We start from the raw sequence: 21,763 nt of genomic DNA on the forward strand, positions 1-21,763 counted from the left end.
CTTTCAAGGCAGCCATTAAGCTGCCTTGAAGTTTTATTATATTTATATTCTTAAGACAATATCAATTTAAAGTCCTCAGTAATATGGCTTCCTTTAGTAAATCTGTATCTGTTCATTATTAAACTAATACCAATTTTAATTAAAGCTCTTTCCATAGGAATTCTTTGCTCTAAATTTTTCACACTAGTTACCTCAAGAACTTTAGAGTCGCCTACAACTCGTCTAATTATTTCTGTGCCAGCATAGCCAAGAGAATCCGCTAATACTTCTTTTATGTAATGCTCTTTAAAATAAGAATTATATAAATTAAATTTAACTATAGCATCATACTTTTCTGAAAGCTTTTTCGCAAAAAGATCATAGGTGTCTCTTATTGCTTCTTCAATCCAGCTTAAAAATTCTGAATTGCTGCCTTCAGTATAGTATTTATTAGCCCATGAGAAGAATAAATTACCTATTACATTTCCCACATCATATCCCATTGGTCCATAAAAGGCAAACTCTGGGTCAATTACTTTAATTCCTTTTTCATTGGCAAAAATTGATCCTGAATGAAGGTCTCCATGAATAAGTGCTTGTGCATGGTTCATAAATCTATCTCTTAAAATACCAACTTCAGCCTTTAATCTTTCATTATTATACAAGTTGTTTTCAACGAAGTTTTCGTTTTCCTTTATAATTATATTTCTATTTTTATAGTTGTAATAAGGTTCTGTGAATACTAAGTCTTCACTAATATCACAAAGTTCCTTATTTGTAAATCTACTAACCCTGTCCTTTTTATCTGCTCTGTCAATTACTAAATCTGTAGTTGGAAGTAGAGTATCTGCTAAAAAAGTAGATATGTTATCAGCTAAATGGTGAAATGTTTTTCCACTCAAGAGCTCTGTTCTTAAATTCTTATATTCTGATATATCCTCCATACAAAGAGCACACATAGTTTCGTCATAATGATAAATTTTAGGTACAAAAGCTTGAGCCAAAGTTCCTTCTATTTTTAAAATTTCAGCTTCAATTCTATTACGATTAATGTCTAAGGGTCTTCCAGAAGATCTTAAAAGCTTGTCAGCTTGTTTTATAATTAATGATTTACCAGTTTTAGGATTCCAAATCTTAAATACATAGTTGATATTTCCATCTCCGATTTCTACAGCTGCTACCTCTTCTTCAGCGGTGAAATACTTTGCTACCTCTTTAGAATAAATTTTTGCTTCCTCAGCATTCATTAAAAAGTGTTCAGAATATTTACTCATATTACATTCCTCCTACCTCTAAACTCTTACCTTCTCCTACCTGTGGACCTTTACCTCTTGGTTGAAATTTAGGCCATCCAATTAATATGAAGAAAGTTCCGAATACAAGCATAAGTATACAATACCATACATAAGGCATAATAGACATTGGTGATACCTTTGCAAGTCCACCTGCAACTAACAATTGACCTGCGTAAGGAAGCAGTCCGTTAAAGCCTGATGAGAATAGGTCAAGAATACTCGCTACCCTTTCTCTTGCAATTCCAAATTGATCAGATATATCCCTTGCAATAGGCCCAGTTGCAATTATGGAAATTGTATTGTTTGTAGTAGCAATATCCATTAAGCTTACTAAGGCTGCTATACTTAGCTCTCCACCACGTGCTGTTTTAGTTTTTCTCGTTAACTTTTCAAGTAGCCAATCAATTCCACCTAAGTAATTCATTAAGGCTACCATTCCTCCTACAAGTATAGCAATAATAGACATATCCTCCATCCATGTCATACCTGTATGAATAACTGTAAAAGATCCTACTAAAGTAAAGTCTCCATGAATAACTCCTATAAGTACACCTGAAATAACACCTAAAGTCATAACAAACATAACGTTCATGCCAATTAATGAAAGTACAATAACTAAAATATACGGGATAACGTTTACAATGTTATAATTGTGTGTAGCTGCTAAATTAAGATTTGGTGCATGCTGCATAGATAAAAGAATTAAATTAATCACAACAGCAGGTAACACCATAAGTATATTAGCTTTAAACTTAGCTTTCATAGGTATATCCTGTGTACGGGTTGCAGCTATAGTTGTATCTGAAATAAATGAAAGATTATCCCCAAACATCGCTCCGCCTACAACTATACCACATACCAAAGGCAAACCAAATCCAGTTTTATGTGCAATATCAACAGCTATAGGAGTTAAGGCTGCTACAGTTCCCATTGATGTTCCCATAGCAAAACTTAATATGCAGCCTATTATAAATAATCCTGGCAAAATCATATTAGAAGGTAATATTGTGAGCCCAAAATTTGTTACAGATTCTACGGCGTGCATAGCATTTGCTACACCATAAAAGGCTCCCGCTAGTATAAAGATAATTACCATTAAAATAAGTGTTTGCTCTCCACCGCCCTTGCAGTACATATTAACTCTTTCATCAAAGGTTGTTGGTTTCTTTTCTCCAGGTTTTTTTAAAGCTAATCCAATACCTGAGGCAAGTAAAATTGCTACCATAAGAGGCATATTGTCAAAGCTCTTGGTGAAAATTCCTGTGCTCATGTAAATAATTAAGAAAGCAATAAGTGGTACTAGTCCTAAAAAGTTACCTTTTCCCTTTAAATCATTATTCATAATATAACTCTCCTTTTTATATAAAATTATTGTATTCATTTAACAATTATTAAGGATTCATAAATAATACTGGGTTACTAAAGGTTCTGTTTTATTATTTTGCTGTATTCTTCCTGTATTTACTTGTACTACTCTTTATTATTAATGAAATTAGTCTTATTCGTTATTGCCTTTTCCTTTGGAAAAAATGTTTATATTCTGGAGCTCCTTCTTATAAATGTTAAGTATTACTCAATAATTACTGGATTACCTGAGGTTTTGGCATAATAATATATCTTTGCAGCATCTTCTACATATACACTTGCAGTATAGGCTTCTTCCATATCTTTACCGCAGCTAATAGTTCCATGGTTTGCCAAAAGACATGAATTAGATTTTTCTAAGTAGGGAATTATAGCTTGGCCTAATTCAAGAGAACCTGCAGGTTTAAATGGCGCTACCTTAATTGCTCCTCCTAAGAAAGGCTTCATCTCAATTAAAATTAAAGGAATGTCTTGCCTGTTTACTGCAAAACCTGTAGCAAAAGGTGAATGTGTATGAACAATGGCATTAATATTAGGATATTTCTTATATACCTCTAAATGCATTCTCCATTCTGATGACGGCTTTTGTCCTGGTTTTTTAGGTATACCGTTTACATCGATTTCTACGATATCTTCCTCTGTCATTAAGCGATAAGGAAATCCGCTTGGTGTAATTAAAAAACTTTCATTATTTCCATCAAATTTCCTCATGCTTATATTTCCGCTTGTTCCTGCTACCAATTTTTCCTCATATAAACCTTTGGCTGCATTTAATACAATTTCTGTTTCTCTCATCGTCAATCCTCCTAATAGATATCTTACAATAATAACAATATACAACACATTCATTCAAAAGTCAACACAACTTCGAGGTTTTTTGTTTGCTTTTTGAACGAATATGTTGTTTTATTTTTTTTTATGTTGTATAATGTTGTTGTATTCATTTACAATTAGTAAGTTCTTAAATTTTAAAATATGGTGAGTTGATTTTTAGATTTTTGTTTATTAATTTCAACATAAATGTTTTAGAATTATTTTTAAATTTTGTTTTAAGCCTCGAAATCTTATAAATGGCACAAACTTAATTCACATATTTACTTAAAATATTAGGTTATTCAATTTATAATAGTAATATACTACATTATAAATAAGGTTAATCTATAAATTACAGCATTCTAAAATAGTCTAATTAACAACACTTTATAAAGGAGAAGATACACATGTTGAAAATTGATAGACATAATAAGATTGAAGAGGTACTTAAGTCTAAGGGCAGTGTCTTAATATCTCAACTGAGTGAAAAATTATCTGTTAGTGAAGAAACTATAAGGCGTGATCTAAAGGAAATGGAACAAGCAAACAAGCTATGTAGAATTCATGGAGGAGCTTATCTACCTGAAACCTACACTAAAGGAATTCCTATACAACTTCGTGAAATCTATTTTGTAAAAGAAAAGGAACTTATGGCAAGGCATGTTATTAAATCTTACATAAAAGAGAAGGACTTCTTAATGTTAGATTCTAGCAGTACCTGTTTAACACTTGCTAAAGAATTGTTATCAACTAATATGAGTCTTACGATTATAACAAATTCATTAAGGATTTGTAATCTATGTAATGACACACCTTCAAATATTAAATTGATATGCCCCGGTGGAACACTAAGTACAAGAAACAGTTCTTTCGCTGACTACAAAACCATTGATACATTGCAATCATTTATTGCGGACAAAAGCTTTATCAGCTGTCCTTCTATTGATATTAATCATGGTCTTGTAGATAACAATAGCGATGAGGGAATGGTTAGGTCCTATATGTTAAAACAATCTCGTGAACGTTTTTTAATTGTTGACCATACAAAGTTTTCAGAATCTACAAATGTTATATTTGCTGATTTAAGCAGCATAGATATTATAGTTACTGATAAAAAACTTACTTCTGAATGGGAAAGAAAATGCTCAGAGTTGAATATTAAAGTAGATTATATTTAATATAGGTGTTCGTCAGCATAGTTTTGCAATCTTATATTATAGGAGGTTTATATATGATAAATTTTAAATACAATAATCCCGCAAAAGTTATATTTGGTGATGGTGCAGAAAATGAAATCGAGAATCTATTAAAAGAGTATAAAGCTAGTTCATTACTTTTAGTTTATAGTGGCGATTTTATAAAGAAACTAGGAATATGGGATACTGTACATTCTGCTTGTCAAAAATTAAATATTGCTTTTTATGAAGAAGGAAACGTAGTCCCTAACCCTAAAATAGAGCTTGTTCGTGATTTAGTGTCCTTAGGAAAATCCAAGAAAGTAGACTTTATATTGGCTGTAGGTGGTGGAAGCTCAATCGATACTGCCAAAGCTGTATCCATTGGAATTCCTCATGAAGGAGATGTATGGGATTTCTTTGATGGAACAAGTACTGTAGAAAACGCACTGCCAATAGGTGTTATTACTACCTTGCCTTCCAGCGGTTCTGAAACCTCAAACTGTTCAATTATTTCTAATGGTGTTTTAAAAGTTGGAGTAGAAAGTGATTTAATAATTCCTAAATTTGCTATTATGAATCCAAGATTCACCATTGGGCTGCCTCCATATCAAACATCATGTGGACTAGCAGATATTCTTTCACATTTATTAGAAAGATATTTTACAGATATAGAAAATGTAGATACAACTGACTTTTTATTAGAAGGTGCTATAAAAGCTTTAATTTTAAATGCTCATCGTCTTATGAAAGATCCAAATAACTATAATGCACGTGCTGAAGTTCAGTGGTTAGCATCCATTGCTCATAACAACCTTCTTGATACAGGAAGAGTTAGCGATTGGGGCTCTCACAGAATAGAACATGAATTAAGTGCCCAATATGGAATTACTCATGGTGAAGGCATGTCTGTTGTTCTCGTTGCTTGGACTCGTTATATGGCTTCAACAGCTCATAAACCAAAAAAACTGGCTCAACTTGCTAACCGTGTATTCAATGTAGACTATCACGACTATACTGAAGAGGAAATGGCATTAATATTATCTAAGAAGTTAAAAGATTTTTTCCAATCTCTTAATTTAAAGACAACCCTTACAGAGTTAAATATTACAAATGAACACTTTGAAGAAATGGCTCTTAGAGCTACTCAGAACAATACATGTACTGTAGGTCACTATTTACCATTAGATAAGGATAGAATTATAGATATACTATGTTTGGCTCAATAATTACATAAGCGTTAAAAATTCCTATATAAACAGATTTCTAAGCATCAGATGGAGTTTTAACTCCACCTGATGCTTAGAAATCGTTATCCAGGGGCGTAGCCGCTCTTTACTCACACTTTGGGAAGGGAGAGTATTAGAGCGGGTAGTCATCGGATAAAACCATTAAGTTCCCTTTGATATGATAAATCCAGTAGCAAGCCTTGTTAATAGCTTTCTACTGGATTTCATATTGTTAAATATTTAGTTTCTGTTTTTTATATAAAAAAGCAGTAGATTAAAGGATTATTTCAATTTTAGTTCCTACTCCAAGCTGGCTCTCAATATTTATAATACCATTATGTGCTTTTACAATATCCTTTGCTATGGCCATTCCAAGTCCAGAACCTTTATGTCTTTTTCCTGTATTTGTCCCTCTATAATATCTTTCAAAAATATGTTTTAGCTCTTCTTCTTTAATGCCCTTTCCATTATCTATTATAGATATATGAACTCTATCTCTTTTTTCTACTTTAACTTCAATATTAACATTTTTATCATTGTGAACCATAGAATTATATAAAATATTAGTAATAACTCTTTTTATTAATATTTCATCTACATCCTTTTCAATTACTTCCCTTGAGGCTGAAAAATCAATATTTACATTGCTAGTTTGAGGATTATTCAAAATATCTATTATAACTCCTCTTGCTAAGCTTACAATATTGGTATTTTTTAAATTTAACGCAAGAGCTTTATTCTTTAATCTGGTACTAAGATTTAAATCATCTATAAGATCTTTTATATAGTTAGACTTATCCTCTATTATTTTGCTGTATTCTTTCACTTCTTCTTTTGTATACTCATAATCTTCACTGGATAAAATCTCAGCATATCCTTTTATTGAAACTAATGGTGTTTTTATATCGTGAGAGATATTTGATATCCATTCTTCCCTCATTTTATCTAACTTTTTTCTTTCTTCTTCATTACTTCTAAGCTTTGAACATAGGTTATTTATATTATGGTAAACTTCTTTATAAATTCCTCTTTCTTCTCTCTTTAAATTATATTCTCCCTCTGAAAGGTTTTTAACGTCCTTTATAATATTTACTAATGGTTTTGTAAGCCTTCTACTAAATAAATACCCAAACAATAAAGCTATAATGGTATCAATAAACAAAATCATATATATTCCAAATTTTAATTCATTACCTAAATTATAAACATCATAAGAAACAATATTTCTACGTATCTTTTTAGCTGGAAATCCTATAATATAGCTGTAATTTTTATTTCCAAGCTTCTTTTCTGATACAAATATGGTGGACATAGTATCAATTGAAATATATTTATATGTATCTATTAGTTCCGCAGGTGTATAGTGACTTTTAGCTTTAGCAGGTTTTTGATAACTGTAAATTTCATTTCCTTCTTCATCTAAAACCTGTATCCAAGCCTTTTTTTCTCCCAAAATTTTTTCTCCATTACTATTGGTATATATTTTATTGTTGTTTTCTATTAAATATTCTTGGAATTCCCTTGTGAAATCCTCTGCCGAAGAATAGCTAATATCCTTTGTTATACCAATATTATTTCTACCCCCACTAAATATAAGAACAGCCCCTCCAATAATATTAATAACTATTACAATAATGGCAACTGAAACTACAGTTATAATAAACCTGCCTGTTATTTTCCAATTCATATCTATTCATCCTTTAAAACAAACTTATATCCTAAACCTTTTACATTAACAATATATTTCGGATTAGACGCATCCTCTTCAATTTTCTCTCTTAACCTTCTTATATGTACCATTATAGTGTTGTCAAAGCCTATATAATCTTCTCCCCAAACTTCACTGCACAATTTTTCCTTACTCATAATTTGATTAGGATGCTTTGCCATATACAAAAACATTTTATATTCCTTTGGCTTCAATTCTATTAGCTCTCCATTTTTCCTAACTTCTATTTTTTCCTCATCTATTTGAAAAGCTCCAAGATTAAGTACAATATTCTTATTTTCCTCTTCATCATTATAACCACTTCTTCTTAGCTGAGCTTTTATTCTATAAGCTACTTCCTTAGTGCTAAAGGGTTTAGTTATATAGTCATCTCCCCCTAAGGCAAATCCTAGTACTCTATCAATTTCTTCAGTTTTTGCTGATATAAACAGAATAGGAACATTGGAGGTTTTTCTAATTTTTTTACAAACCTCATATCCCTCCTCATCAGGTAACATAATGTCTAAAAGAATAATATCTGGATTAACTCTTCCAAGCAAATCAAATCCACTTTCTGCATCCTCAGCTGTATATATATTTTCAAAGCCTTCTTTTTTTAACACCATAGACAATAACTTTAATATATCTTCTTCATCATCTATTATTAATATCTTTTTTTTGCTTAATGACGTTTCCATATTAAACACTCCCATCACATTTTCCTATTATTTGTCCAATATCCCACCACTGTATATTAATTATATTCTAATATTAATTATATCCAAATAAAATAAGAGTCAAATAATATTTTTAACTTGACTCTTATTTTAAACTTTATCTTTTACTTTCTTTAGTAAATGCAGTATATGTGGGTTTTAGGAAGATCAAACACCCCACTATTAATATAACTCCTTGAATTACCATTATTGATGAGGTTGCCTTATACTTAATTAACTGTGAAGACATCATTCCCCATAGTGGAGTCATAACAATAAATTTGCTAGGTATAATAGGTTCTAATATATATGGAATTCCCATAATCAAGCCGCCGAAAATAAACGGCATAGAAGCTGATCTGCTTATTGATGATAAATATAAACCTAGCTGTGAGAAGAAAAAAGAAGCTATAACTACTGTAATAATTACTATTATCATCATTTGCAGTACATTTAAATTTGAATTTATTCCTTTAAAGTACCAAAGATTTTTTAATGGCATGTCCAAACCTTTGAAGTTTACTTTCCTAAGTCCATCCAAATATATTGTAATTACCATAGATAGATTTACTATAGAAGTGGCTATACCAGCTCCTATTCCCTTGGCAATAACTAATTTTTTCTTTCCATTCTTTGTGGTGTTTATTAAATCACGCATGTTGGAATTATACTCTAAGGTATAAGCTCCAGACAAAATCATAAACATAATTAACCCCATTATAGGTGTATACCCGTAGCTTTTATAAAAAACATCTGCATAAACATCACTTACAGTACCGTTGTGAACTAATAAGCTTCCTAACAACAATGATGCTATCCAAGTTATTAAAATACTTTTTTTAAATAGCATCTTTCTTAATTCTGACTTTATAAGTGTACCCATTTATTATACCTCCTTTGTATTTTTTAAATCGAAATAAAACATATAAACATCCTCAAATTTAGGTTCTATAACCTCTGCATTTTCATAGGATATGCTTTTATCACTTACAATTCTAAGCTCGGTAAAGTCTATTCCCCTTTGGAGATTTACTACTTTATATTTATTCTGTATTTCCGCTAATTGATTTTCATCATTAGTTCTTATTCTATATACTTTTCCATTCATATCAGATAGAATCTCCCTATGGCTTCCCTTCATAATTATTCCGCCATCTTTTATCATAATAGTTTCCTTTGCTATAGATTCTATGTCGGAAATTATATGAGTTGAAAGTATTATTATCTTGTCTTTTGATATCTCTGATAATAGATTTCTAAATCTTGTTCTCTCTTGAGGATCTAACCCTGCCGTTGGCTCATCTAATATTATAATTTTAGGGTCATTTAATAACACCTGAGCAATTCCCACTCTTCTTTTCATTCCTCCTGAAAACTTTCCAACAGCTTTATTTCTTACATCGTATAATCCAACTAAGTTTAATAATTCATCTACTTTCCCATTTGCCTCCCTTTTATCTATGCCTTTTAATGCTGCTACATACTGCAAAAACTTCTTAGCTGAAAAGTTCTTATAAGCTCCAAACTCTTGTGGCAAGTAACCTATAACCCCTCTATATTCATCTTCTATACTATAAATGCTTTTACCATTATAGATTATCTCTCCACTTGTAGGCTTAGTTAATGTAGCAATTTGCTTCATTAGTGTTGTTTTACCTGCTCCATTAGGTCCTAAAAGTCCATATACTCCATTTTCTAATGTAAGTGTTATGTTGTTATTTGCATTTTTATTTCCATAAATTTTTGTTAAATTTTTCATTTCAAGTCTATTCATATTTAACTCCTCCTAATTTATCTTGTTAAAAATTTTTTAAAGATATTTTTGCATAAAAATATTTCTATAAATAAAGCAGCTATAATAATACTCAAGCATAGATTTGTTACATCTAAACTTGTAGAAAATACTTTTAATCTTCCAAAATACATACCAACAAATTCATTGAAATTAAATATCAAATCTATAAAATTAATTTTTGAAAATATAAGCAATGCTTCTTTTGGCAAAAATTTAATTAAAGTCATTGCTTTACCCAAAAATATAAAGATTAAAAATCCGCTTGTAGATTGAATAGAATTTGTGGTAATGAATGAAAATAAGCTTGCTAATACTCCTAATGAAATAAGGATTATTAGCATAATGCCTATTTTAAGTAATACAAATTTATATATGGTATCCCCATCTTTAAGTAACAATGGAGTATCAAACATTCTTATAGCCTGTAGCTCTCCATTAATTGGTTTTCCATATTGTATATTGGTGATTATAAATTGTATTGCTAAATACACAATATAAAGAAATGTTGGAACTCCTATACTTAAGGCTAACTTTGAATATAAAACCTTGTGTTTATTTCTTGATGATAAAATTAAATTATCAACAGTTGATATAACCTCATCTGTATAAATATTAGAAAAAATTGTTATTATTATAATAAGCATGATAGAGGTCATAAATGGATGAAATGCTCTATAATTAAATACCTTCCAAAACGCGATATCTTTATAATCACCTGCCCCTCCTAATTGTGGTTTTATAAATATCATAGATATAGAGAGGATAAAGAATAATATTAAAGCAATTATTCCATTTTTCGATTTAAATATTTTTTTTATTTCCCAGTTAATCATTATTTCTTCCTCCTGTATTTTTCTGACTACAAAAATATTTTAACTCTCCATCCTTACCTCTTGATAACATTAACCTTAATTAAAGCTTACAATTACAAACCGCCTATTGCTCGATGATATTTTACAAAATAATAAAGGTGGACTGTACTCAATCCACCTTTATTATTTAGATTATTATTTTGATACAACAATACGAGTATTACTAATTTTTTCATAAAAGAATCTGTTTTTCTTAATAACACAAAGCACTGCATGAACTAGAATTAAGAAGATTATTACAAATTGTATTAGAGTTATAACAACAAATACATACCCAATTGCACTATTTAGATTTAATGTAGCTGCAGAAAGTAGAGCTTTGTTTAAACCAAATATCCCAAAATACAAAATACCATATCTCTTAAATACTTCTTCAAAGCTTAACTTATTTTCTCGTCCTTTTACTCTTGTACTTGTAAGCCATTTACCAATGGTTTTACCATTAGTAAAATAAACAATTAAAATAAAGTATACAAAATATATTAATCCTTCGAAAATAATATTTTCCTTTATGTTTGGAACTAAACCAATTATAAACATATCTATGAAAAATGCTAAAATTCTTCTAAAATAGCTTACTCTTATTTCTTCAAAGTTTACATTATTATCAATTTCATTTGTATCTGGAAGAAAAAAAGCAAAAATTGGAGTTATCAAATATCCAATATACCCACTAAGTGTATTTAAAAATAAATCATCAATGTCAAAAATTCTATATGGAGCATTGTAAATACCGTATAATGCGGTAAGCTGTGTTATTTCAAAAAATAGTGAAACTAGAAAAGTAATCGCTAGAGTTTTTTTTAAATCTTTTTTGAAATAATATCTCAAATAAATGCCCAGTGGAGTAAGTAAAATTCCATTAAAAACTGCCTGTAAAAAAGCCCTTTCCGTTAATAGATATTTGTATGTTGAGGGCTTGGTTAGAACTACACTGGTTTCTTTAAATATATTACTAATAAACCTAAAGGGTACTAGACTATAATACTGAGTACCAGGTCTTTGCAAACTTTTTATATCTCTTGTTTTTGGCAGAGGTAATATTACTAAATAATAAGCTGCAATTAAATATAATAAAAAGGAATATAAAATAAAAATTCTAAATTTGTTTATATATCCATACTTTTTGTATTGATAAATCGCAAATGGAAAAGTAAAAAGTAAAGCTATAAACGGGAATGTGATAAAAGCATATTTTATAGGTAACAAATATTCTTGCATAAAAATCCTCCTCAATATTTTCAGCAATTTAAGAAATACAATTAGAATAGTGTTGCTGCAAAAATAATCATCCACTTGTAATTTTCAAAGAATAACTCTTTAAAAATAAGTTCTACTGGTAAATATAGTAGATAAACATATTATAGATGCATTTTTTCTTTTATTTATTGTCATCTCTTTAATTATCATTTATTTTTATTATAAATATACAACCTTAACTGATGATAACTTCAACATTAAATAATCCTTAATTTATTTAGTTACAAAATTTCAATATATCTCCATTTCCCATTCTACTTTTTTAAGAGAAAAACTCAATTCCATTCATTCTCCTCTTGCAATAAGAAAAATCCCATCAAACTTTTAGTTTGATGGGACATAAACATGATCAATACCTATAATTTAGCTTCAATCCAATTCAAAACATCCTCTATAACAATGTATTTTTCTTCTTTTTCATTTAGTATTTCATGATAACACTTAGGATATATTTTTACAGCCTTGTCTTTGGAATTTATATTTTCAAATAGCCATTTCGATGCTTGATTTATAACTATTTGATCATTCTCTCCATGTAGTATTAAACAAGGATAAGTGTAGTTTTTAACATTCTCCTTAATCCAAATAGGTCCTTTTACAAAGGCCTCTCCCAAAAGTTTAAGGTTAGTTTCTTTTAATACCAGCGGATCATTATCATAATCCTCTACAACTTTTTTATCTCTACATATTAAACTAGAAAGAGCATTTGGAGACTTCTCCATAGGATGGCTTTCAAAATAGTTATCTCTCTTTAAGTCCTCAAATATAGGAAGTTCAATTACTGCAGCTCCAGATAATATTTGACCTTTTAATTTATTCGTATATTTCATACCATAGCCAGCAGTAATAAATCCTCCCATGCTGTGACCAAACATAAATACAGGAACATGTTTATTTTCTTCTATAGCCATATTAACTATCTTATTTGCATCCTCAAAAAAATCCTGGAAGTTATCTACATAGCCTCTTTCCCCTGCAGACTTACCATGACCCCTATTATCAAATCTATAAACTGTATATCCTGCTTCATTTAGTCTTTTAGTAAAGTAATCATAACGACCAAAATGTTCACACAAGCCATGAACTATAACTACTGCAGCTTTTGAATTCTCAACTATATCCTTCCTATAGAATATTTCAGTATCATCAAAACTTTTTAATTTATCTTCAATATAATTAAACATAGTAACACCCCCAACTTAAATATTCTTCATTCTTATCAAAATACCTTTATTTGTAAAAACACTCGAAAAATATTTTTATATCTTGAGTTGTTTATCTATATTATTTAAATTACCTTTGTTTATGTAATAAAAGGTGCTGGAGAAGGAAGTTTCTAAGGTGATCTAATAATAAAATTCTTTAGTTTTAAAAATCCTTTTTCCTATAAAATAAGCTACAACTAAATAAATGCAAGAAGTTATATTGGCTATAATTAAAGTTTTTGCAGTTATATTTTCTATTCTGGCTTTGTCCATAATCCCTAATATCCCAATAGGTGAAAACTTGCTTGTAATTGCCAATCTATCAGTAATAGTTAAAAATATAGAAAAAACAATTCCTAAAGTTAAACTAACAGTTCTATTCTTTATAAACATGGATATTATCCCAATAATTAATCCAAAAGAAGCAGCCGGAATAACCGCTGACGAATAAATAAATATAACTCTAGCTAATCCATAAAAACTTACTCCAAAAATAAAAGAACTAATAACAAAACCTAAAATTATGTTAATAACTACAATTAAAAATGAATAGACAATCAGACTTAGCACTTTGGCTTTAAATATACTATCAGTATTCTTATCTAATCTTGCAAAATACTTCATGTTTCCGCTGAAAAAATCTTCACCAAAAATCTCTACTGAGAATGCAATTATAAAAAATATAAAATATGGTACAACTGTTCTAAAGACAAACTCAATACTATACTGCTTTAAGAATATAGTACTATTCATATGCAGAACTTCCATTTTAAATTGCTCACTATACTTTAAAGTACGAGGCACATTATTTATTATGTTATTTTTTTCTGAATACATAATATATGAGATGGCTAAAACCATAAATATTACAAAGGACAATAATATATAAATTTTCTTTGAATGCATTATTTTAATAATTTCATTTTTTAAAAATTTAATTGTCAATGTATCATCTCCTTTTTTGAAAATAATTTTATATCTATCACTGTAAAAGCTATTAGATATAACAGAAATAAAACAATAGAAAATTTATCAACCTGCTTATCTTTTAGTAAAAATATCATAAAAAATCTTCTAGGAGTTATATCTCCAACGAATTTAGGAAAAAAATCAGACATTATTACTAGAAGGAAGGTCAATATCGATATCATTGTACTATTCTTATAGATTATAGAAATTAATATATATATAAGTAAAATAGGCAGTAGAGTAATTAAAAATATTACTATCATTTTTAAAACTAATGATACCTGATTTTCTAATTCATTAATTTGATTTGGATTCTGAATAGTATAAACTAAAATTAAAATAATGAAGGTAATAATAATAAGTAATGCTGTTATTATAGTTCCAGCAAATATTTTAGAAAAAAATACACTTTCTCTCCTTTTATAAATAATAAAGAATTTCATACAGCCTGATTCATAATCGTAGGTAAAAATCTCCGATATTATCGCTGCTAAAATTAAAGGGAGCACAAATATTAACATCTTCATATTATCATTTAAAAACCCATCTAGGTCCTGCACTTTAACTGGTTTATCCGCAAATATCACATCAGATATCAATATAAATGTTAATATAAATCCTCCATATATTGATACTTTTAAAGGTGTGAAAAATTTTATTAATTCATTTTTTATCATATTAAAGCCCAACCTTTTTCATAAAGTACTCTTCTAATGAGCTATGATTATTTTTGCCCAATAAATTATTTACGGAATCTTCCACAAGTATTTTCCCTTTATTTATAATAGCCACTCTATTACACAGGTTTTGGACTTCGTTTAAGATATGAGAACAATATATAAAAGTTGTACCATCTTCCTTTGCCAAGTATTTTATTAAATCTCTCATATCTCTAACCCCTTCTGGATCTAACCCATTGGTAGGTTCATCCAATACGGCAATTTTAGGTTGGTTTAAAAAGGCCCTGGCCACTGCTAGCCGCTGTTTCATGCCCATAGAATACTCACTTACTTTTTTATTTTTATCATTTGATAGCTTAACTAGTTCTAAAACCTCTTCTACTCTTTTTTTACCTAAATCTAAAACATTTGCATACAACAATAGATTTTTATATCCTGATAAATATGGATAAAAGCTTGGATATTCTATCATTGCCCCAATATCTGGAGGATTATTATCATTAAGAATTCTTTTTCCTTCTATATAAATCTCACCTTTAGATGCCTTTAATAATCCTAAAACTGTTTTAATTGTAGTAGTTTTTCCTGCACCATTAGGTCCTATAAATCCATATATATCTCCTTTAAATACCTTCATATTGATATCACTTATTATTTTCTTGCTTTTATATTCTTTGCTCAAATTCCTTACCTCTAAAATTGGTTCCATCTAATATTCATCCTTTCCTTAGGAATTTTAATAAACAATACGCTATCTTTTCTATATAAGTAGTAAATCAATTTAACAGCTTTTCTAAAACATTTTGTTTATTTTATATTAGCAGGATTTTTTCACGCTATTTGCTCCTACTTCCTAAGTCATGTTTATAAAATCATAAATAATATTACTATTTACGCTCAGGATTAAAAAATTTACGATTAGGAAAAAGGCATCCTATTTTTAGGATGCCCTTTGCATATTCTTAATCCATAGTTCCTGTATAAACATACTCTCTTCTATAGAGGTATTTAGAAATACATTATCATATTTTTTATCTATAATACTTTTAACAGTATAAAGACCTAGTCCCCTTCCACTACCTTTAGTAGAGAACCCTTCCTTATATATCTTATAAATCACTGGCTTTTCTCCACTAAAATTATTTTGCAGGGCTATGATTATATAACCATTTTTGTTTACAACACAAATGCAGATCTTAGGATGTTCACATAATTCTGCCGCTTCAATGGCGTTATCCATCAGTATTCCTATTATTCTACATAAGTCCATTATATTCATAGATATATACTGTATGTCCTCAACAATGTCAACTTTTATATCGATATTCATAGATGCAGCTTTTATAAGTTTTGTAGATAGTAATGCCTTTAAACCTAAAATTTTAACATATTTAAGTTTGTCTATATTACTATCACTCCACTTTATATCTTTGTCTATGTCAATAACATTGCTATAGAAAAATTCACGTAGTGCCTCATTATCATTATTATCTATATATTCTTTAAGGGGTAAAAGCATGTTTATATAGTCATGCTTGAATTTTCTAGTTTCAGCATACATATTTTCTACTATACGTGAATATTCCTCTATTTCATGTTTTTCTTCAATTTCTCTTTTTAACCTTACCCTATATTCAACACTCTTATCATAATTATAAACTATGATACTTGTAAGTATTATTGATATTAAAGGCAGTGCTTCTGGAATAAAATTACCCATTATAAAATCCATCTTTTCCTTACCTATTGGAGATGGATATGTAAGTAGAAAAATTCCATATATAATTACTGTTAGTGGTATACTTATTATTAAAATCATTTTAAGTCTTATCTGAGACGAAGAAGATTCCCTTTGTACTCTTTTCATAGAACTAATTTTATTTATTATTAGAGATACCATAATAATAACACATGACATTATCATAAACTGTATCAATATAGCTCTAAAAGGTATATTCTGTAATTTTTCGCCATAAAAGGTATATATAAAAGTGTATATTGTATTTGCAAAATATATAACATAAATAGTTATTAATATCTTAATTTTGTTCTCATCTGCATTTAACTGAACAATAGTAATAATAGAGAGTAACGGAAGTATTATAAGGTATGAACCAGTTGAAAGCACTATTCCCGTTAAAAATGATATAAAAAAATATTTTCTCATATCACCTATTTTGACTATATTTTTATATAAAATGTATATTGAACTACAACATAAAATACTCATTAATACAGATGGAACAAATATGTAACTTAGAAATGCATGTACAGAAACTGTGGATTTCAAAACAAAAGCCCCCTCATATACCTAAAAGAAACATAACATTCTTCTTCATTTGTCATAATAATTTTATTGCTTTTTCTATCTATTTCATGAATTTTATCTTTATTTACAATGTAGGATTTATGACATCTATAAAAATTAGAAGTAAGCTTTTTTTGCATATCTTTGAGATTACCATAAAACTCAATTTGTCTGTTTTCTTCATGAACCCTTATTTTATGAGCTGTACCTGTAGTTTCTATAAACAAAATATCTGAAAGCTTTATATATACTATTCTTGAATCTTCATTTACCGTTATGTACTCTTCTTTAGAATTATTTTTATAATAAGCATTATACGCTTTTATAAGGCAGCTATTTATTCTATATTTAAAGTCGTCATCATCTTTAATTACATAATCCATAGCTTCTACTTTATATTTAAATGCTAAATAACTCATTTCCATATGTATAGTTGTGAATATTATAAATCCCTGTGAGTCCAAATCTCTTATCTTTTCACCAAGCCTTATTCCATTTATATTGCTTTTCAAATCAACATCTAAAAAATATATACCAGTAATGCTATTTTCCTCGATATAGTTTATTACCTCTTCGGGTTCTCCTGTACAAAGAGTTACATCTAAATCTAAGTTTTCTCTCAAAATAGTATTTTCTATGATTTTTTTTAGCTTATCCCTATAAGCTAAATTGTCGTCACAAATTATAACCTGCAGCATTTTTTCACTCCATTTCGTAATAATTCATACTTCTGCAATTTCTATGTTAGTTTTAAAGCTCTTGGAGCTACTTATTAACCATATAAATTATTATAACATATAAAAATCTATTGTTACCAACTAAGGATAGTGTTTATTACACTAAATGGTATCAATAGATTTATAATATAACTTACAAGTTTGCAGGCTAGCTATTTCTTGCTATTTATTTCATTAATCATACCTTCAGAGTATCTTGCATATTCAGTATTTGGATAATCATTTTTAACTTTTTCAAAATATAAAATCGCATTTTTAGTATCATTAGTTTGTTTATAACAATTTCCTATCTGATATAGGTTCCACGGCATAACCTCTAATTCCGGTGCAACCTGTTGAACTTTTAAAAGCTTTGGCAATGCCTCTTGGTAATTTCCCTGCTTATATAATTTATTTCCCTGGTTATATATAGTCCATACATCATTTGCTTTTATGCTATTCCAAAGTTTGTCAAACCTTGATTTTTCTGCATCATCCAGTTTTAAAGACTTTAACGTTATCAAATTGTCCAATGATCTTTCATAATTTCCCTCAGAGTAAAACTTCTCAGCATCGTTAAGAACTGAAATAGTATTATCTTTATTCTTATAATTATCAAGTTCTGCTTTTGCAGCTTCTATGTTTTTTTGCAATCTCTTCTGCTTCTCATCCATTTCCTTATTTTTTTCACTTACTGCTTTTTGCTGTACAAGTTCTTTGCTTTTCTCAAGCTCAACCTTTTGAGATTTATTAAACATACTTTGGATATTAGAACGATTACAATAAGCCACTCCTGCAATAGCAATTGTTATAGTAGCTGCTAAGAATGATACAATAAACTTTTTAGGTAAATTTTTAATCTTTTTTATTTTATCTCTATATGCAGGTAATTTTGCAACACTATCTCTCTTCATATCATTAGCTGAAGTTGAACTAGCACTTTTTATGGTGTCAAGGGCCTTTGAGACAGTTTTGTCAGTCTCCATTTCCTTTAAATACTTATTTGCTTGCACAGTATATATATCATATTTAGCTAGTTTTTTGAACAACTTTTCAGCTTTGTCAAAATCCTTTTTATAAACATAACAGAGCCCTAAAAGCTTTATTGCCTCAGAAAAATCTGGATTAAGAGATAATGACTTTTTTAGATCGGCTATAGCTAAATCCACACAACTTATTTTAAAATTTATAACGGATTTGTTATACAGGGCTATGGATTTTCGAACATTATTGGGAATTTTATATACGTTAAATTCCTCATCACTAATATTTATAGGATTTATTTTTTCTATTTCGTAATCAAAATTCACGAACCCAGTCCCCCTTTGTTTCAAATACAATTCTATTTTTACCATAAAACGTCAAAAAAGCATCTTAAATTTCTACATATTACAAATAACGCTAAATTTTATATATTAATTATATAATTTTAGACATTTTCTTTCAATGCATTGCAAAAAAATAATATTTTTTATGAAATATTCAAGGCATAACATTGATGAGATTAAAATCAAAAAAGAAAAAGATAAAACTATATCTATATCATTACTCTCTTAAATCCGGTCTGTTACCTGCGATTCAAAAGTATATGTAAATTTTATTTTATATTTTTAATAATTTTATGCTATTTTCGATATAATTTTCATGCTTCTTACGACTTAATTGATGTAGAAGTTTTTACAGAAAGGAGACAACTCGTGAAGATTAATAATGACAATGTAGTTGCAGAAATGATGTCTTCTTAGGAATTTGGAATAACATAGACAAGTTTCATAAGGATAATAAATTAAAAAGCTGGATAGCTGCCATTGCTAAATACAAGGCAATAGATTATCAAAGAAAACTGATTAAAGAATTAAATAATGAAAACATCGATAACCTAGAAATAGAAGATACTACTACAATAGATAAGAAACTTTTGGAAAAAGAAAACTATGAAGAGTTATTAAAGCTGTTGTCCAAGCTAAAACCACAAGACAAAGAAATATTTGTTCGTAAATATCTTAATGATGAAAGCACTAAAGAAATAGCTTCAAGCCTAAATGTAAATAAAGAAGTTATAAATAATCGACTCAGCAGAGGAAGAAAAAAACTAAAAAAATTAATTTTTAGTGAGGTAAATAGTAGTGAAAGACATATATGATTTATTAAATTATGTTGAAGTAGATTTAGAAGAATATGATGAAACTCAATTAAATGATTTGGAAAGAAAAAAAATTAAAAAGAAACTTCAACATTCCATAAAAAATAAAAGATATAATTTTCGTAGAATCATTAAATATGTGGCCATATCTTTAGCTATTTTAACTTTAATAGGAATTGCCACTTTTAAAGCTAATCCAACCTTTGCAAGAACAATACCTCTAATAGGAACCCTAATTAAAAATAGCTATGGTTATAATACTAATGAATTTGATAAATACACTTCAGTAATAAATAAAACTATAGAAAAAAATGGCCTTAAGGTTACTTTAGATGAAGTAGTACTTGATGACAATAGTCTTATAATTGCATCAACCTTTAAAAATAATGAAAAACTTCCTAAATCCTCACTTCCTGCTACAATGAGTCTTCAACTATTTATTAACGGAAAGCTAATCAATGTTTCGGGCGGTGGTGGTGGTAGTCAGTTTATTGATGATTATACTTATGTAGCTGTAAATAAACTTGATGTTCATAATATTAAAATACCTAATAATGTTAATATAAAAATTGTTTATGAAAACTTTGTAATTTATCAGAAAAATCAAAAAGATTTTAAAACAATAAACGGACCTTGGGAATTTGAATTTAATGTATCGAAAAACGAAATTCAAAATAAAACAAATACCATAAAAATAAATAAGAATTTAAAGTTTAAGGATATAGATATGGATATTAAAAATATTACTATTACACCTATTAGTACAACTATATTCTTTGATTTTAAACGTGATATGCCCGTTGATTCTATGTGTGATCCTTTGTATTTTATAATTACAGATGATAAAGGAAGATATTTAAGATATACTGGTGGATACTTTCTTCCTAACAAAGATAAAATAAATTATGATAATAAAGAAACTCCTAGTTTTCTTAGTTTTTCAGCAGTACCTAGTGATTCAAAAAAACTTTATATAACGCCTTATTATGATTCTTTTAACTCCAAACCTACAGAACCTATGCTCTACAGTGATGATTTACCTATTATTTTAAAACAAAACAATGAAAGCAAAATAACTATAAGTAATGTACAACGGAAAAACGGAAAAATATATGTGGATTATAGAGCTGAAGGAATCTGTTTTGGTATACCAGGAAATTTATTATATTTATATGATGACAACAAAAAAGAATTAGATATAGAAGATGTAGGAAATTCAAGAAAAATAGATAATAATAAAGACATAATTACAAAGATTTTTAAAGATAGAAATGGTGGCAATATTTATGTTGGAACTCTTAATATGAAGGATGTAATCATCCTTAAAGATAGTAAAGTTATAACCCCATCTTTTTTACATACTAACTTATTATTTTATTTACAGTAGCACCCTTTTAGAACTATAAGCATAAATTATATTAAAGTTAGCTTAGGGTAACAAAATTAATACAAAGAAACTAAATTAAGCTAGTGAAATATTATTTCTATTCAATAACTACCCGCTCTAATGTTTACATCTGAAGTAAGTTTCACTT

General features: G+C 28.6%; 19 protein-coding genes and 1 pseudogene. 4 read left to right on the forward strand and 16 right to left on the reverse strand.

The window, feature by feature from the left end; translation table 11 throughout:
* Positions 1-50: 50 nt before the first annotated feature.
* The 3 genes from mtnK to I6U51_RS17445 form a co-directional block, all read right to left on the reverse strand.
* Positions 51-1,253: an S-methyl-5-thioribose kinase gene (mtnK, locus tag I6U51_RS17435; RefSeq protein ID WP_211143837.1), complete on the reverse strand. Its 1,203-nt coding sequence runs from the start codon at positions 1,251-1,253 to the stop codon at positions 51-53.
* A 1-nt stretch (position 1,254) separates the two neighbouring features.
* On the reverse strand, positions 1,255-2,616 hold the full coding sequence (locus I6U51_RS17440; RefSeq protein WP_211143838.1) for a Na+/H+ antiporter NhaC family protein: 1,362 nt from the start codon (positions 2,614-2,616) through the stop codon (positions 1,255-1,257).
* A 227-nt stretch (positions 2,617-2,843) separates the two neighbouring features.
* Positions 2,844-3,434, reverse strand: a complete 591-nt coding sequence (locus I6U51_RS17445) for a class II aldolase/adducin family protein (RefSeq protein ID WP_211143839.1) — start codon at positions 3,432-3,434, stop codon at positions 2,844-2,846.
* 425 nt (positions 3,435-3,859) lie between these two features.
* Between I6U51_RS17445 and I6U51_RS17450 the strand changes: the two genes are divergently transcribed.
* A complete protein-coding gene (locus tag I6U51_RS17450; RefSeq protein WP_211143840.1) occupies positions 3,860-4,630 on the forward strand; it encodes a DeoR/GlpR family DNA-binding transcription regulator in 771 nt (256 codons plus the stop codon).
* Positions 4,631-4,683: 53 nt separating this feature from the next.
* A complete protein-coding gene (locus I6U51_RS17455; RefSeq protein WP_211143841.1) occupies positions 4,684-5,856 on the forward strand; it encodes an iron-containing alcohol dehydrogenase in 1,173 nt (390 codons plus the stop codon).
* A gap of 274 nt (positions 5,857-6,130) precedes the next feature.
* Here I6U51_RS17455 and I6U51_RS17460 read toward each other — a convergent pair whose 3' ends face one another.
* The 13 genes from I6U51_RS17460 to I6U51_RS25350 form a co-directional block, all read right to left on the reverse strand.
* Positions 6,131-7,543 carry a sensor histidine kinase gene (locus I6U51_RS17460; protein WP_211143842.1) on the reverse strand — a complete coding sequence of 471 codons (1,413 nt, stop codon included), beginning with the start codon at positions 7,541-7,543 and terminating at the stop codon, positions 6,131-6,133.
* A 2-nt stretch (positions 7,544-7,545) separates the two neighbouring features.
* Complete coding sequence (locus tag I6U51_RS17465) at positions 7,546-8,262, reverse strand: response regulator transcription factor (protein ID WP_211143843.1); 717 nt, start codon at positions 8,260-8,262, stop codon at positions 7,546-7,548.
* Positions 8,263-8,398: 136 nt separating this feature from the next.
* On the reverse strand, positions 8,399-9,163 hold the full coding sequence (locus I6U51_RS17470; protein WP_211143844.1) for a hypothetical protein: 765 nt from the start codon (positions 9,161-9,163) through the stop codon (positions 8,399-8,401).
* Between the two features lie 3 nt (positions 9,164-9,166).
* Positions 9,167-10,054, reverse strand: coding sequence for an ABC transporter ATP-binding protein (locus I6U51_RS17475; protein WP_211143845.1), 888 nt, complete (start codon positions 10,052-10,054; stop codon positions 9,167-9,169).
* A 17-nt stretch (positions 10,055-10,071) separates the two neighbouring features.
* Positions 10,072-10,908, reverse strand: coding sequence for a hypothetical protein (locus I6U51_RS17480; protein ID WP_246517418.1), 837 nt, complete (start codon positions 10,906-10,908; stop codon positions 10,072-10,074).
* Positions 10,909-11,082: 174 nt separating this feature from the next.
* A complete protein-coding gene (locus tag I6U51_RS17485; protein ID WP_211143846.1) occupies positions 11,083-12,168 on the reverse strand; it encodes a VanZ family protein in 1,086 nt (361 codons plus the stop codon).
* A 395-nt stretch (positions 12,169-12,563) separates the two neighbouring features.
* Complete coding sequence (locus I6U51_RS17490; protein ID WP_211143847.1) at positions 12,564-13,391, reverse strand: alpha/beta hydrolase; 828 nt, start codon at positions 13,389-13,391, stop codon at positions 12,564-12,566.
* Positions 13,392-13,553: 162 nt separating this feature from the next.
* The gene (locus I6U51_RS17495; protein WP_211143848.1) at positions 13,554-14,357 is read right to left on the reverse strand and encodes a hypothetical protein; all 804 of its coding nucleotides are present in this window, start codon (positions 14,355-14,357) and stop codon (positions 13,554-13,556) included.
* A complete protein-coding gene (locus I6U51_RS17500) occupies positions 14,354-15,058 on the reverse strand; it encodes an ABC transporter permease (RefSeq protein WP_211143849.1) in 705 nt (234 codons plus the stop codon). Before I6U51_RS17500 ends, I6U51_RS17495 begins: the two co-directional genes overlap by 4 nt.
* Position 15,059: 1 nt before the next feature.
* Complete coding sequence (locus I6U51_RS17505) at positions 15,060-15,770, reverse strand: ABC transporter ATP-binding protein (protein WP_211143850.1); 711 nt, start codon at positions 15,768-15,770, stop codon at positions 15,060-15,062.
* 231 nt (positions 15,771-16,001) lie between these two features.
* Positions 16,002-17,351, reverse strand: a complete 1,350-nt coding sequence (locus I6U51_RS17510; protein ID WP_246517420.1) for a sensor histidine kinase — start codon at positions 17,349-17,351, stop codon at positions 16,002-16,004.
* Positions 17,348-18,067, reverse strand: a complete 720-nt coding sequence (locus tag I6U51_RS17515; protein WP_211143851.1) for a LytR/AlgR family response regulator transcription factor — start codon at positions 18,065-18,067, stop codon at positions 17,348-17,350. The genes I6U51_RS17510 and I6U51_RS17515 overlap by 4 nt, the downstream gene beginning before the upstream one ends.
* 191 nt (positions 18,068-18,258) lie before the next feature.
* The gene (locus I6U51_RS25350) at positions 18,259-19,395 is read right to left on the reverse strand and encodes a tetratricopeptide repeat protein (RefSeq protein ID WP_211143852.1); all 1,137 of its coding nucleotides are present in this window, start codon (positions 19,393-19,395) and stop codon (positions 18,259-18,261) included.
* Between the two features lie 431 nt (positions 19,396-19,826).
* Between I6U51_RS25350 and I6U51_RS17525 the strand changes: the two are divergent.
* Together I6U51_RS17525 and I6U51_RS17530 are read left to right on the forward strand one after the other, a co-directional pair.
* Positions 19,827-20,228: pseudogene (locus I6U51_RS17525) on the forward strand (sigma-70 family RNA polymerase sigma factor); the annotation flags it as partial.
* Positions 20,212-21,615: a DUF4179 domain-containing protein gene (locus I6U51_RS17530; RefSeq protein ID WP_211143853.1), complete on the forward strand. Its 1,404-nt coding sequence runs from the start codon at positions 20,212-20,214 to the stop codon at positions 21,613-21,615. The pseudogene I6U51_RS17525 and the gene I6U51_RS17530, both read left to right, overlap by 17 nt.
* The last annotated feature ends 148 nt before the right edge of the window (positions 21,616-21,763 follow it).

The organism is Clostridium aciditolerans (assembly GCF_016316925.1).
In the GTDB taxonomy this organism is placed as follows: domain Bacteria; phylum Bacillota; class Clostridia; order Clostridiales; family Clostridiaceae; genus Clostridium_AM; species Clostridium_AM aciditolerans.

What these genes read in the sequence shown, in the direction of transcription:
- mtnK (WP_211143837.1), bottom strand. Translation starts at nt 1,253, where the DNA reads ATGAGTAAATATTCTGAACACTTTTTAATGAATGCTGAGGAAGCAAAA.
- I6U51_RS17440 (WP_211143838.1), bottom strand. Translation starts at nt 2,616, where the DNA reads ATGAATAATGATTTAAAGGGAAAAGGTAACTTTTTAGGACTAGTACCA.
- I6U51_RS17445 (WP_211143839.1), bottom strand. Translation starts at nt 3,434, where the DNA reads ATGAGAGAAACAGAAATTGTATTAAATGCAGCCAAAGGTTTATATGAG.
- I6U51_RS17450 (WP_211143840.1), top strand. Translation starts at nt 3,860, where the DNA reads ATGTTGAAAATTGATAGACATAATAAGATTGAAGAGGTACTTAAGTCT.
- I6U51_RS17455 (WP_211143841.1), top strand. Translation starts at nt 4,684, where the DNA reads ATGATAAATTTTAAATACAATAATCCCGCAAAAGTTATATTTGGTGAT.
- I6U51_RS17460 (WP_211143842.1), bottom strand. Translation starts at nt 7,543, where the DNA reads ATGAATTGGAAAATAACAGGCAGGTTTATTATAACTGTAGTTTCAGTT.
- I6U51_RS17465 (WP_211143843.1), bottom strand. Translation starts at nt 8,262, where the DNA reads ATGGAAACGTCATTAAGCAAAAAAAAGATATTAATAATAGATGATGAA.
- I6U51_RS17470 (WP_211143844.1), bottom strand. Translation starts at nt 9,163, where the DNA reads ATGGGTACACTTATAAAGTCAGAATTAAGAAAGATGCTATTTAAAAAA.
- I6U51_RS17475 (WP_211143845.1), bottom strand. Translation starts at nt 10,054, where the DNA reads ATGAATAGACTTGAAATGAAAAATTTAACAAAAATTTATGGAAATAAA.
- I6U51_RS17480 (WP_246517418.1), bottom strand. Translation starts at nt 10,908, where the DNA reads ATGATTAACTGGGAAATAAAAAAAATATTTAAATCGAAAAATGGAATA.
- I6U51_RS17485 (WP_211143846.1), bottom strand. Translation starts at nt 12,168, where the DNA reads ATGCAAGAATATTTGTTACCTATAAAATATGCTTTTATCACATTCCCG.
- I6U51_RS17490 (WP_211143847.1), bottom strand. Translation starts at nt 13,391, where the DNA reads ATGTTTAATTATATTGAAGATAAATTAAAAAGTTTTGATGATACTGAA.
- I6U51_RS17500 (WP_211143849.1), bottom strand. Translation starts at nt 15,058, where the DNA reads ATGATAAAAAATGAATTAATAAAATTTTTCACACCTTTAAAAGTATCA.
- I6U51_RS17505 (WP_211143850.1), bottom strand. Translation starts at nt 15,770, where the DNA reads ATGGAACCAATTTTAGAGGTAAGGAATTTGAGCAAAGAATATAAAAGC.
- I6U51_RS17515 (WP_211143851.1), bottom strand. Translation starts at nt 18,067, where the DNA reads ATGCTGCAGGTTATAATTTGTGACGACAATTTAGCTTATAGGGATAAG.